Source organism: Chloroflexota bacterium (assembly GCA_034717495.1).
In the GTDB taxonomy this organism is placed as follows: Bacteria; Chloroflexota; Anaerolineae; order JAAEKA01; family JAAEKA01; genus JAYELL01.
In genome coordinates, this window is sequence record JAYELL010000085.1 from 1 (window position 1) to 12,880 (window position 12,880).

Annotated in this window: 9 protein-coding genes; 8 read left to right on the forward strand and 1 reads right to left on the reverse strand. The window is 57.4% G+C overall.

The annotated features are described in order from the left end of the window. Positions 1 to 263 precede the first annotated feature (263 nt). From U9R25_15675 to U9R25_15690, 4 genes are all read left to right on the forward strand, one after another. The gene (locus U9R25_15675) at positions 264 to 536 is read left to right on the forward strand and encodes an SHOCT domain-containing protein (protein ID MEA3337338.1); all 273 of its coding nucleotides are present in this window, start codon (positions 264 to 266) and stop codon (positions 534 to 536) included. A gap of 297 nt (positions 537 to 833) precedes the next feature. Beyond that, a complete protein-coding gene (locus U9R25_15680; protein MEA3337339.1) occupies positions 834 to 1,022 on the forward strand; it encodes an SHOCT domain-containing protein in 189 nt (62 codons plus the stop codon). A 58-nt stretch (positions 1,023 to 1,080) separates the two neighbouring features. Further along, on the forward strand, positions 1,081 to 2,748 hold the full coding sequence (locus tag U9R25_15685) for a multicopper oxidase family protein (GenBank protein ID MEA3337340.1): 1,668 nt from the start codon (positions 1,081 to 1,083) through the stop codon (positions 2,746 to 2,748). A gap of 139 nt (positions 2,749 to 2,887) precedes the next feature. Further along, positions 2,888 to 3,733, forward strand: a complete 846-nt coding sequence (locus U9R25_15690; GenBank protein ID MEA3337341.1) for a hypothetical protein — start codon at positions 2,888 to 2,890, stop codon at positions 3,731 to 3,733. A gap of 300 nt (positions 3,734 to 4,033) precedes the next feature. Here the strand turns inward: U9R25_15690 and U9R25_15695 are convergent, their stop codons facing one another. Further along, complete coding sequence (locus U9R25_15695) at positions 4,034 to 4,267, reverse strand: DsrE family protein (protein MEA3337342.1); 234 nt, start codon at positions 4,265 to 4,267, stop codon at positions 4,034 to 4,036. Between the two features lie 733 nt (positions 4,268 to 5,000). On the opposite strand from U9R25_15695, the gene U9R25_15700 reads away from it, so the two are divergent. From U9R25_15700 to U9R25_15715, 4 genes are all read left to right on the forward strand, one after another. Next, the gene (locus tag U9R25_15700; GenBank protein MEA3337343.1) at positions 5,001 to 6,833 is read left to right on the forward strand and encodes a uroporphyrinogen decarboxylase family protein; all 1,833 of its coding nucleotides are present in this window, start codon (positions 5,001 to 5,003) and stop codon (positions 6,831 to 6,833) included. Positions 6,834 to 7,334: 501 nt separating this feature from the next. Beyond that, on the forward strand, positions 7,335 to 9,077 hold the full coding sequence (locus U9R25_15705) for a DeoR/GlpR family transcriptional regulator (GenBank protein MEA3337344.1): 1,743 nt from the start codon (positions 7,335 to 7,337) through the stop codon (positions 9,075 to 9,077). A 57-nt stretch (positions 9,078 to 9,134) separates the two neighbouring features. Beyond that, entirely contained in the window at positions 9,135 to 11,132 is a 1,998-nt protein-coding gene (locus tag U9R25_15710) for a sugar ABC transporter substrate-binding protein (GenBank protein ID MEA3337345.1), read from the forward strand. Between the two features lie 81 nt (positions 11,133 to 11,213). Then, positions 11,214 to 12,713 carry a sugar ABC transporter ATP-binding protein gene (locus U9R25_15715; GenBank protein ID MEA3337346.1) on the forward strand — a complete coding sequence of 500 codons (1,500 nt, stop codon included), beginning with the start codon at positions 11,214 to 11,216 and terminating at the stop codon, positions 12,711 to 12,713. The last annotated feature ends 167 nt before the right edge of the window (positions 12,714 to 12,880 follow it).

Below are 12,880 nucleotides of genomic sequence, written 5' to 3' on the forward strand. Positions count from 1 at the left end.
GGGAGGGTTTGGACCACGAAGGCGCGAAGGGACACGAAGAGACATGAAGCGCGAAGGGAGCGAAGGGCATGGAGACACGGCGAGGGAGGGGGCGACACGGAGACACGGGGAGGGGGGACGCGGGGAGGGAAAGCTTCATGAAAACGTCATATTTCCGTCAAGAGACTGTCACATGCCTCCTGTAAGCTGATATCAGCCTTGGAGGATATCGCCAGGGCGCTTCCATCACTATTCAGTCCACAGCCCACAGGAGGAAAATGACCATGATGATGGGGTTCGGGGGTTTTGGCCTCCTGTTCATGTTACTCTTTTTCGTCATCATCATCGGTCTGGCAGTCTGGTTGGTGAGTGTCCTGTTTCCGCGCGTTGGCGGCCCAGCCAGCTACACAACCGTCAATCCACCGGGAAATCAGCCCAGTCTGCCTGAGGCCAAGATGCAAGAATCCGCCCTGGACATTCTCAAACGGCGCTACGCGCGCGGCGAGCTAAGCAAGGCTGAATACGAAGCAATGCGAGAGGATATCCTTGCCACTTAGAAGTTGTTTGAAAAGTAGCGGCTATCGGCCAATCGATGGTATAGATTGTAGTTGTGAACAAAAAACTATGCCCAAGCGACTTGACCGACAGCCAGCGGGACACTGTTCGGACACCACCGTCACCTATCTAAAGATTACGAGCGCCTACCTGCCAGCAGCGAGGCCTTCATCACTATTGCCATTTGCCATGACTCGCAACATGTTCCGCAGACTCGCTCCTACTTGACCTTTTCAAACAGATTCTTAGGAACATTGCACCAACACCATTCAATCTGGAGGTTATTATCATGATGGGTTTTGATCGTCGGCCTGGTCATCTGGGCCATCGCCCAGGTGACCAGGTTGGCCGATGGATCAGCTGCTCATGGGATCGCAGGCCCCGCCTCCCGGCAGGATTCCGCGCTGGATGTTCTGAAGCAGCGCTACGCACGTGGCGAGATCGCGAAAAACGAATATGACGACATGCGACGTGATCTAGCCCTCTAACAAGGACCACACGCTTACGGTAGTGTGTGGTCACAAATACTCGTAATAGGGAACCCTTATGAAGAAAATCAGTCGCCGCAAATTTCTGGGCCTCGGTGGCGTTGGCCTGGCTGGCGCCGTTTTGGCGGCCTGTACGCCCCCCACCGCCCTTCCGCAAGCTCAGGACGAAGCCCTGCCCTCCCCGACCCCTTCCGATCTGGATGACGGTCTCAGCCCCTCGCCTTCCTCGAAAAGGACGTCGACAACGGCTTCCGCCACAACGGGCAGCGCCTCCGCAGCCGATACAGAGATCGCCCTCGCGGCCGTGGCAGCCACCATTCCCATCTTCTCCGGCCAGCCCACCCAGGTCTGGACGCTGCAAGGCGAAGTGCTCAAGGGCGATTCGAGCGCCCTGCAACCTTTACCCGACACCTATCTAGGCCCAATTTTGCGCCTGAACAAGGGCCAGCGCCTGCGCGTCCATTTCACCAGCCAGATACCGCAGGAAACCATCGTGCATTGGCACGGCTTGCATGTCCCCGCGGAGATGGACGGGCATCCTCGGTACGTCATCAGGCGGGGCGAGAGCTATCAATATGACTTCGAGGTGCTGAACCGGGCCGGGACTTATTGGTACCATCCCCATCCTCACGGCATCACCGGTCCCCAGGTTTACGCCGGCATGGCCGGCTTTTTCCTGGTCAGCGACGAGGGAGAGCGGGCGGCCGGGCTCCCCAGCGGCGAGTTCGACATCCCCCTGGTGATCCAGGATCGCATGTTTGACCGCAACAACCAGCTCGTTTACCTCTCCAACGGCATGATGGATCAGATGGACGGCTTCCTGGGCGACCAGATCCTGGTCAACGGCCAGCCTGACTTCACCCTGCCGGTGGCCACCCGTCCCTACCGTTTGCGCCTGCTCAACGGCTCCAACTCGCGCATCTACAAGCTGGGCTGGGACAACGGCTCGTCCTTCACCGTGATCGGCACCGACGGCGGCCTGCTGGAGAAGCCGCTGCAGCGGCCATACGTCACCCTGGCCCCGGCCGAGCGCGTCGAGCTGTGGGTAGATTTCAGCCAGCGGGCGGTGGGCAGCGAGGTGGTCCTGCAAAGCCAGCCATTCATCGCTCCAGAGGGCATGACGGGCGGTGGGGGCCGAGGAATGATGGGCAGGACTCCCACAGCGCTGCCTTTGGGCGAGCGCTATCCCATTATGACCGTGCGCGTCGAGAGCCAGTCGGACGAGCGCCTGGCCCTGCCCGAACGCCTTTCCACCATCGAACGCTTGTCGCCGCAGGACGCCACCCAAACACGGCGCGTCGCTTTGCGCATGCAGCCGCCGCGCGGTTGGACGCTCAACGGCCGATCCTTCGAGATGACTGCCGTCGCCCGGGACGAGCGAGTGCGGTTGGGCAGCAGCGAGATATGGGAGTTCGTGAACGAAGGCGGGGGCATGGGCGGCATGATGGGCGGGGGCATGATGACCTTACCACATCCCATGCACATGCACGGCGAGCAATTCCAGGTGCTGGATCGCCAGGTGAATCGGGGCGGGCGCGCGGCCTGGGAGAGTCTCAGCGGCGGCTTTGTGGACGAGGGCTGGAAGGACACCGTGTTGGTGATGCCGGGCGAGCGCGTGAAAGTCATCCGCCGTTTCGACGATTTTACCGGCCTCTTCCTCTACCACTGCCACAACCTAGAGCACGAAGACATGGGCATGATGCGCAACTTCGAGGTCGTCGCCTGACCTTACCGGATTATCATCTGCGCCCGACCACCCCCATCACCCTGGCGGTAGCCCCCGCACGCCAGCAGAAACTGCGCGGCGCTGTGATGGCGGGTATGGGCTACCAGGACATTCGACCAATCACCAGGAGATAACAAATTTGAATTCGACAGACAAAAACCCACCCATCACGCCTTTCCTGCGAACGTTCACGCTGATCGAGACATTGGTGCTCATCGGCGCCGGCTTTGGCCTGTTTCTTTTACCAGCAATCACCCGGCCAGTATGGCCCTGGCAGATTGCTCCTTTCAATGCAGGCTTCCTGGGGGCCATTTATCTGGGAGCCATGGTCCCGGTGGCCTTTATGTATCTTACAGGGCGCTGGTCGCCGACCCGACCGGTGCTGAGGGCCATTTTTACATTCACGTTTATCGTCCTGGCCGTCTCGATTTTGCACATTGAGCAATTCGATTTCAGGTCATGGTCTGTCTGGGCCTGGTTTGCACTGTATATCACCCTTCCGTTGAGTGCAGGCTATCATTCGTGGCTCTACCGTTCGATGCCCACCACCCACCTGAACCCCGTACCTCGAAGCTGGCGCACGATCTTGCTTGTCACCAGTTTCCTGCTCACCCTATACGGCCTCGGCTTGCTGCTCTTTCCATCTGTTTTCAGCAGCATATTCCCCTGGAAACTGGACGTATTTCACAGCCAGCTTTACAGTGCCACGTTCATTACCGGCGGCGTGATGATGTATTCCGTAGCGAAGGCCGCCACGCCCGCTGAATTCATCGCCGCCGGGCTGACTGAGGCCACATTCAGCATCTTTTCGATTTTGGGGTTGATTGTGGTGGATTTGAGCGTAAAGAAAATCGACTGGACTGCACCGAACACCCTGATCTGGCTGGCATTATTGGCTGCTTTGGCGGCGCTGGGCATCGCCATGATTGTGGCGGGAAAACGCCAGGTTCCCCGGGCGGAGCTGAACCCGAGCCCGGCAGAATAATAGGGCGCGGCTCATCGTGTTCAACCAACAACTTGACCCTAACAATCTCTTTGAGGGCGGTGATCTCGCTCCCCTCACCAACGCGGCTCGGGAACAGAACGTCACCATCGTCTGTGGGCTGAACGAGCTTCCCGCAGACCACAGCGAATTGACGCGGACGAGTTCTTGCTCACCAAGATCTCAAAACACGATGACCTTGTCCGCGTCCAGCGCCCAATCGCCCATCAGACTCAGACCGCTATCCAGCACATTTTCGATTTTGTCTTCAGGCCCGATCCCGCGGGCCTCGCAGCAAGAGCCTCAGGTCGCCACCTTTCCTCGCCGGGCCAGGGATTTGAGCATGCGTTCCACGTTGTAGTACCCATTCGGCGTGGTCTGGCCCTTGCGGGCGCACTGCACCCCATCGCCGATCAGAAAGATGCGAACGGCGACTTGCGGGCGCTTGATCAAATTCAATGCAAGACGCAAGCCGTTGTACGCTCGTTCGTTGCCGTACGGCCCGTCATTGATGATGAAAAGGACGCTTTGTGACATGGTTCTCTCCCTCCCTGATTTGCTGGTCGAGTAATATGATCTTATCATATATCCTCAACCGTCAGGCAAGGTATCTTTGACGGTGACGATGAAACCCTGGCGAGAGGGGTCTCGGCAGGGACAAGCAGCGGGATCGGCCGGATCCAGATCGTGGTTTCCCGAGGTGGGCGGCATGACATCGGGATCCTCTTGGCGCAGGCAGCGTGAGTTACAGACCGACTTGGTGGATTGGCGCTGGTAATCTCGTCCGTTGCAGTAGAGCCGGTAACCATGGGTGCAAAGAGGAGGGGCGACGCATTCCCCACAGGCACTTGGTCAAACACAAATGGCTCATCCGATGGGACATCTCCCATTAACCGGGTCATCCGCGAGGAATGCGTCGCCCCTACCGGCTGCCGTCCGTGGTCCGCCGTCGTCTGAGCATATTGTTACCTGTGTAACTCCAGTCAGTAAGCGGATGGAAGGGGGGATTACGGCCGGGGTGTTGGGGGTGGTCGGGAGTGGATGACGTCTTTAGTATAACTGAGACATCGTGTTATAATAACATCGGCCTTTAAATATAGAGGATGTATTCAGCTTTATCAGAGGCAGCCCACAGTAATGGACACGTGCTTTTGCGGCCACTCCAGACATTCAGCACCCGGGCAGGTCGCTATGTTTCACACCTCCAGGGTTACCGGGCCTTTCACATAACGCGAGAAACTAATGCAAGAAACGGTTGACGGAGGTTCAGGTGTCTGACTCATCACGATGGGAAGAATTGAAAGACCAGCTCTACGACGGAGTGATAGACGGCGACGAGCATTCAGTTTCCGAGCTTACTCGGGAAGCCCTCGCTGAGGGCATGGGGGCGGAAGAGGTGCTGTACGATGCACTGCTCCCGGCGCTGGAAGAAGTGGGAGAACTCTTTGAAAAGGGGGAGTACTTCGTACCGGAAATGTTGACGGGGGCCAAGGCGATGAAATCCGGATTAAACGTCTTGCGGCCCATTCTGGCTCAAGGCGGCACCAAGCCTGTTGGCACCTACCTGCTGCTCACGGTCAAGGGCGACATCCACGATATCGGCAAGGATCTGGTCAGGGTGATGCTGGAGGCAGCTGGATTCCACGTGATCGATCTGGGAGTCAATGTATCACCCGAGACGATGATAGAAGCGATAGAGGAACACAAGCCTGAAATCGTAGGCTTTTCGGCTTTCCTCACCACAACCATGCCCATGTTCAAGACCAACATCGATGCTCTGATCGAAGCCGGGCTGCGAGACCAGGTCAAAGTCATGGTCGGCGGCGCTCCCATCACGGAGGAATATGCTATCCACGTAGGAGCCGACGGCTTTGCCGAAGAAGCGAGCACGACGACCCGAATAGCCAACGATTTCCTGGAGAATCCAGACGATTCCCAATATCTTTTGCAGGCCAAGGCCCACACGCCCACCCAAAGTTTCGCTCGTATCAAGGGCTCGTTCGATCTGCCTAAGCCCAAACGCAGGTTTCCGTCGAAACCAGCAATGACCTCCTTGGAACGCGTCCTGGCAGTGCTAAACCACGAAGAGCCTGATCGGGTCCCCCATTTTGAGTGGGTGCATGACGCCGATTTGATTCAAACAATGACCAGGGGTGGCGATTATTGGGACTTGATCGAACTGTTAGATATCGATGGCGTCATGGTGGCTCCCGCCTATCGCAAGCAGGATCTTGGTGGCAACCGGCTGGTGGATGAGTGGGGTGCCGTGCGCGAGATCGGCAAAGACAATTATGCCATGCCAGTCGATGCCCAGGCCCCACTCAAGACGCTCAAAGATCTGGAGACCTGGCAGCCTCCCGACCCTGACGACGACTTTCGCTACGACAGAATCCGCGAGACTGTTGCACGGTTCGGCGGGCGCCGCGCGATCATCCTGCAGATGCGTGACGTCTGGTCAGGCCCGCGTGACTATATCGGCTATGCCCAATTGTTCATCAACCTGAAAGAGTGCCCGGAACTTGTGGAGGGGGTTGTCACCAGATGCGTCGATCATTATATTCGGGTGATCGAACGAGCGGCGGAGATTGGCGTCGATATCGTCTTTTCGGGCGACGATGTAGCCGACAACCGCGGGCCGATGTTCAAGCCCGAGTTGTGGGAAAATCTGTTTTTGCCACACTATCGGCGCCTTGTGAATGCCATCCATGACGTCGGGCTGCGTCACTGGAAACACAGTGACGGCAATATGTATCCCCTGCTCGATAGCATTGTTGCCGCCGGTTCCGATGGCATCGACCCCATCGACCCTTCCGGCGGCATGGAACTGAAGGTGGTCAAGGCCAAGTACGGCGACAAGGTGGCCATCAAGGGCAATGTGGACCAGCTTGAATTGCTGATGTATGGCCCTCCCGCCGCAGTGGTGGAAGCGGTCAAAGCCTGTATTCGGGATGCAGGTGCGGGCGGCGGCTACGTTTGCTCATCCAGCAACTCCATTCACTCCGGCGTCGATCCTGAACTCTACCGGATCATGATCGATACCATCCATCACTATGGCTGCTATCCATTGGATGTGGACATGCTGGCGCCTGTACATTCCTCCTAAACCTGGACAAGCCAGAGAAACGCTGATTGCGCAGACCTCCGGCGCAGATTTCCGCCGATCTTCTCTGATGTCTGATCAGCGTTTTTCTGCGTTAATCAGCGGTAATGTTTTCTTCTTTTCACCGCTGACCTGTCCTGAGCAACGTCCCGAGCTTGTCGAGGGGCGTAGTCGAAGGATCACCGCAGACCTCCAGCGCGGATTTCCGCCGATCTTTTCTTGGATTTATCTGCGGTTCATCCTTGTCAGGTTCGTGGCTGATTGTCTTGCCCAGTGTGCAAGAATCTGACTCGTAAGGTAATAACTTCTTCTGTCCGACAGTTTTACTGGTAAACCAGCACGAAGATGCCCACTGCCCACTCGGCAATGGGCATCTTGCCTGAAAAACCCACAAACCCCTTGACAAAGTTTCACAATTCAACTATACTATTTCACAAGTTATCATAATAAATCCTCAGATTGTCACAATATATAGCTTCAAGGATGGAGCATGTGGCCAGGCCGATGGAGGTTCAAAAGCGATGGCAGGTGATCCTGTCATTGCTGAAGGAAAAGGGGGAAGTAGGGGTCGATGACCTGGCCGCGCGCCTCGATGTCTCCTCCAACACCATTCGCAACGACCTCAACGCCATGGCGGCAAAGTCATTGCTGATCAAGGTGCGGGGCGGGGCGGTGGCGGCAGCGAGCAATGGTCAGCCAGAGCGAGTGTTTGCCGCCAAGACCAAAATAAAACGGCGGGAGAAAGAACTGATCGGCCGGTACGCCGCCAGTTTAGTCGAAAATGGCGATGCTATCGTGCTGGACGCATCCAGCACGGTCTATCATCTTGCCATATTGCTGCAGGATCGTCGCGACCTGACTGTGGTTACCAATGGCCTGGAAACCGCCATGCTACTGGCACAGAACTCGTCCAACAAGGTCATCCTGGCCTCGGATGTGGTGAGTTCGGATGGATACTCGTTGATCGGCGATCTGAACCCCAATTTGATGCAGAACTTCACAGCAGCCAAATGCTTTTTCTCCTGCACTGCCTTCTCCAGCGACCAGGGGATGATGGAGATGGATGTGGACGAGGGAGAACTCAAGGCGCAGATGCTGGCGCTGGGTGAAAAGACCATTGCATTGGTGGACCACAGCAAACTCGACACGATGGGCGCCTATCGCTTTGCCGGCCTGAAGGATATCGATACATTCATCACGGATGATGCCATCGAGCCGCATCAACTGCAGGCCCTTCAACGGATTGCTACCTTTCGGATTGCCACGGTAAGCGACAACTCGGCCGAGGTATTCGAACCGACGCAAACGTTGGTACGCAAACGCACCTATCGGATTGGTTTCGCCAATCTGACGGAAGAGATGATATTTGCCCAGCAAGTGCATCGCAGCCTGGAGCGGGCCGCCGAGAAGTTTGAAAATGTCGAATTGCTGATCCGTGACAATCGTCTCGACCGCCAAACAGCCTTGGACAATGCCGATTGGTTTGTGGCCAACCAGGTCGATCTCATGATCGAATACCAGATCGACGCCCACGCCGGCAACATCATCATGGATAGGTTCAACCGGGCCGGCATCCCTGTTATTGCTGTTGATATTCCGTTGCCCGGAGCGACATTTTATGGCGCCGACAACTTCCGGGCGGGTTATCTGGCAGGCGAGGTGTTGGGTGCCTGGGTTCACACCCATTGGGACGGGCGATTGGATCTGTTGCTGAAGCTGGAAATGCCGGAGGTCGGGCCAGTGACCAGCGCCCGTTTGCTTGGTCAGCAGGTCGGGCTGGAATCGATATTGGGCTTCCTGGGCGACGATCGGATCATTTCCCTGGACTGTCCTGGCGTGCTTGACGCGGCCGTGGAGAGAGTGAAAAAAATCATACCTACGCTTGCGGAGGATGCTCGTATCGGCATCATCGGCATCAATGACGAAGCAGTCCTGGGCGCGCTGACCGCCTTCGAGCAGGCCAGTCGTCTCTCCCAGGTTGTCGCAGTCGGCCAAAACGCCGACCGCCTGGGTTGCACAGCGCTGCGCCGGCCAGACTATCCCTTCATTGGCACGACACGTTTCGGGCCCGAAAATTATGGTGAGGGATTGTTGCACCTCGCCCTGAAAATCCTCAACGGTGAGGCCGTGCCGCCGGCCGTTTTTAATCAACATGTGGTCATCACTCGCGAAAACGTCGACGAATACTACCCATCCAAGCGAACAGTCCCAGCGCCAGCAGTGGCAGGATTGACCGCCCACTCTTGAAAACTTCATTTCCGTTCTCCCTCTCTCTCAACCACTTCCTTAAAGGAGGAAACTGACATGTCCAAAAAGCTATTGCTCATTACATGGCTCCTGTTGGCGGCAGTGTTATTGGCTGCCTGCGGCGGTGCAACAACGCCTGCGGAAGCACCCGCTGCACAGGAACCTGCGGCTGAAAAGCCTGCAGCTGAGGAACCAACGGTGAAAACCGCTGAAGACATCAAGATCGGTATGAGCGTGCTGAATCTGGCCAATCCCTTCTTCGTGGCCCTGGCTGCGGGCGCTCAGGATGAAGCGGACAAACTTGGCGTCGAACTTGTCGTCAACGATCCCAAAGATGACGTCAATACCCAGGTCACACAGCTTGAGAACTTTATCAACGCCGGCTTCGACGGCTTCGTCGTCACTGCCGTGGACCCCGCCGCCATCGCTCCCATTGCCAAGGATGCCCTCGACCGGGGCATGTATGTCGTTGCCCACACTTCCGACCTTGGGGAAGAGAACCAGACGGGGTTGGTCTGGGCGGTCGAGCACGACATGGGCGTCACCCTGGGCCGTCAGGCAGGCGAATGGGCCAAGACCCACATCGCCGATGGCGAGACCCTGACTCTGGCCATCCTCAACTACGACATCATTCCGCAGGTGATTCAGCGCCGCGAGGGTATCGTCGACGGCATCGCCGAAGTATTTGGCGACAACTATGAGGTGGTCGGCACAGTGACAGCCGGCGACCCCATCGCGGGAGCTGAAGCGGCTGAAAACTGGCTGCAGGCCCACCCAGACCTGGACATGATCGTCGGCATCAACGACGGTGGCGCTCTTGGCGCTTATCAGGCGGTAATCGCTGCCGACAAGGACGACCCCGACACCTTCTTCGTTGGCGGCATCGACGCCACCGATGAAGCCCTGGCAGCCATCATGGACGGCGGTTCCTACCTGGCTACTGTGGATCAGCAACCCTATGAGATGGGTGCGCTCACCGTGCGTTCGCTTGTCTCTGCTATCCAGGGCGAAGCGGTTGACGCAATCAGCGCCATCAAGCTGGCGCCGGTCAATGCCTCCAATGTCGAGGAATTCATGGGCGGGTCTGGTGAAGCCACGACCGCAGGCGACGCCGATACCGAAGGCAGCGCCGCCACAGGCGACACAGAATCCGTCAAGACGGCATTGGAGGAACAGGGTCTGAGCGACATCAAGGTCGGCATGAGTGTGCTGAATCTGGCCAATCCCTTCTTCGTGGCCCTGGCTGCAGGCGCACAAGATGAAGCCGATGCCCTGGGCGTCGAGATCGTCATCAACGATCCCAAAGATGACGTCAATACCCAGGTCACCCAGCTTGAGAACTTCATCAATGCCGGATTTGATGGGTTTGTCGTTACTGCCGTTGACCCGGCAGCCATTGGGCCACTGGCCAAAGAAGCACTGGACAAAGGCATGTTCGTCGTCGCCCATACGTCTGATCTGGGCGAAGAGAACCAGACGGCGTTGGTCTGGGCGGTCGAGCATGACATGGGTGTCACCCTGGGCCGCCAGGCTGGCGAATGGGCCAAGGCCCACATCCCCGATGGCGAGACCCTCAAACTGGCTATCCTCAATTACGACATCATCCCACAGGTGATCCAGCGCCGCGAGGGTATCGTCGATGGCATTGCCGAGGTATTCGGCGACAGCTACGAGGTGGTCGGCACAGTCACAGCGGGCGACCCCATCGGTGGTTCCGAAGCAGCGGAAACCTGGCTGCAAGCCCATCCCGATCTGGATATGATCGTCGGCATCAACGACGGCGGCGCGCTCGGCGCTTACCAGGCCGTGATCGCTGCTGACAAGGATGACCCCGACACCTTCTTCGTGGGCGGCATCGACGCTACCGATGAAGCGCTGGCGGCCATTCAGGAGGGCGGCAGTTACCAGGCCACCGTCGACCAGCAACCCTACGAGATGGGTGCGCTCACCGTGCGGGCATTGGTCTCTGCCATTGCCGGCCTGCCGGTGGACAAGATCAGCGCCATCAAGCTGGCGCCGGTCGATGCTTCCAATGTCGAAGACTTCATGAACTAGACAACCCAACTGATTCAAGCCTGCTCGGCGCCACCTTGCTCTCTTCTGGCGTCGAGCAGGTCCCACCTGAGACTATTGATCATGTCTACGGATACCATCCTCGAGCTCAAAGCAATCACCAAACAATATCCTGGCACCCTGGCGGTCGATCATGTGAGCCTGACCATTGAAAGGGGCGAGGTGCATGCCATTGTCGGCGAGAACGGCGCCGGAAAATCCACCCTGATCAAGATGCTGACAGGGGCTGTCTCGCCCACCTCAGGGACCATCATTTTCGAAGGCCAGACCTTTGAAAGACTCGATCCGCGACAGGCGATTGCCTTCGGCGTCGGCGCCATCTACCAGGAGTTTAATCTGATACCGGGTTTGAGCATTGCCGCCAATATCTTCCTGGGCCGCGAGCGCAAGCGTGGGGTGTTTATCAGCGACCGTGAGGCCGAACGGGAAGCGCAAACGCTCATCGACGAATGGGATGTGGGCCTGGATGCCCGTACTTTGGTCATGGATTTGAGCATCGCCGAACAGCAGATCGTTGAGATCATCAAGGCGATTTCTCAGGATGTGAAACTACTGATCATGGACGAGCCGACGGCATCGCTGACGCTGGACGAGGTCGGAATCCTGTTCGATCTTACGCGCCAGCTTCAGGAAAGGGGCGTTACGATCATCTACATTTCCCATCGCCTGGAGGAGATTTTTGAGCTTTGCGAGCGAGTGACCGTGCTACGCGACGGCCATCTGGTTGTTACACGCATGGTGGCGGAGACAACCGAACCACAGTTGATCCGGTATATGGTGGGGCGTGAGCTGGGCGACTATCCGAGCAAGGAGCCGCCCTCTGATGAGGTAGTGCTCGCCGTCAGAAATCTCTCGGACGGTCAGGTCTTCGAGCAGGTCTCTTTCGACTTGCACAAGGGCGAAATCCTTGGCATGTATGCGCTGATCGGCGCGGGCCGTACCGATGTAGCCATGACGCTGTTTGGCGCAAAGCGTCGCCAGGCGGGCGAGGTAAGCGTGAACGGTCAGATCGTTGATATTTCCAGCCCCGCCATAGCATTCGACAATGGGCTTGGCCTCGTGCCTGAGGATCGCAAAGGGCAAGGGCTGGTACTTCTGATGCGCTCCAGTGAAAACATGACGCTGAGCACGATCCAATCCTTGTCGAACCAGAGCTTCATCAATCGCAATGCCGAGGCAGGCGTAGTCAATCATTACCAAGACAAACTCAAGATGCAGGAGCATGTGCCCCGAGAAGAAGCTCGAAATCTCAGCGGCGGCACCCAGCAAAAAGTCGTCGTAGCCAAGGTGTTGGCAAGCGATGCTGAGATCATTCTCTTTGACGAGCCCACGCGTGGCATCGACGTCGGGGCCAAACACGAGATCTACGAATTGATGGTTCAACTCTGCGGCGAAGGGAGCGGCATCCTCATGATCTCTTCGGAGATGCCGGAGTTGCTGGGCATGTCCGATCGCATTTTGGTCATGCGGGAGGGCAGATTGGTGGGTGAATTCCCCCGCGGCGAAGCAACCGAAGAGGATCTTCTAACTCTTGCCGCGGGCCAGGAAGCGGTTCCTATCTAGCGGCTGGTCCGTTTTGCGATCCAACTGAGAGCATATGTATGGAAACAGAAAAATCAACGACAAGCACAGCATCTCGGAATGGCCAATTCAGCCGCCTGCTGTCGAACTCCGGGCAGACACTAAGCCTTGCTTTGGTGCTCATTGCGCTCTTCGTTTTCTTCTCCTTG

Bases quoted from the DNA above. Each gene is read 5' to 3' on its own strand.
- U9R25_15675 (MEA3337338.1), top strand. From the start codon at position 264: ATGATGATGGGGTTCGGGGGTTTTGGCCTCCTGTTCATGTTACTCTTT.
- U9R25_15685 (MEA3337340.1), top strand. From the start codon at position 1,081: ATGAAGAAAATCAGTCGCCGCAAATTTCTGGGCCTCGGTGGCGTTGGC.
- U9R25_15695 (MEA3337342.1), bottom strand. From the start codon at position 4,267: ATGTCACAAAGCGTCCTTTTCATCATCAATGACGGGCCGTACGGCAAC.
- U9R25_15705 (MEA3337344.1), top strand. From the start codon at position 7,335: ATGGAGGTTCAAAAGCGATGGCAGGTGATCCTGTCATTGCTGAAGGAA.
- U9R25_15710 (MEA3337345.1), top strand. From the start codon at position 9,135: ATGTCCAAAAAGCTATTGCTCATTACATGGCTCCTGTTGGCGGCAGTG.
- U9R25_15715 (MEA3337346.1), top strand. From the start codon at position 11,214: ATGTCTACGGATACCATCCTCGAGCTCAAAGCAATCACCAAACAATAT.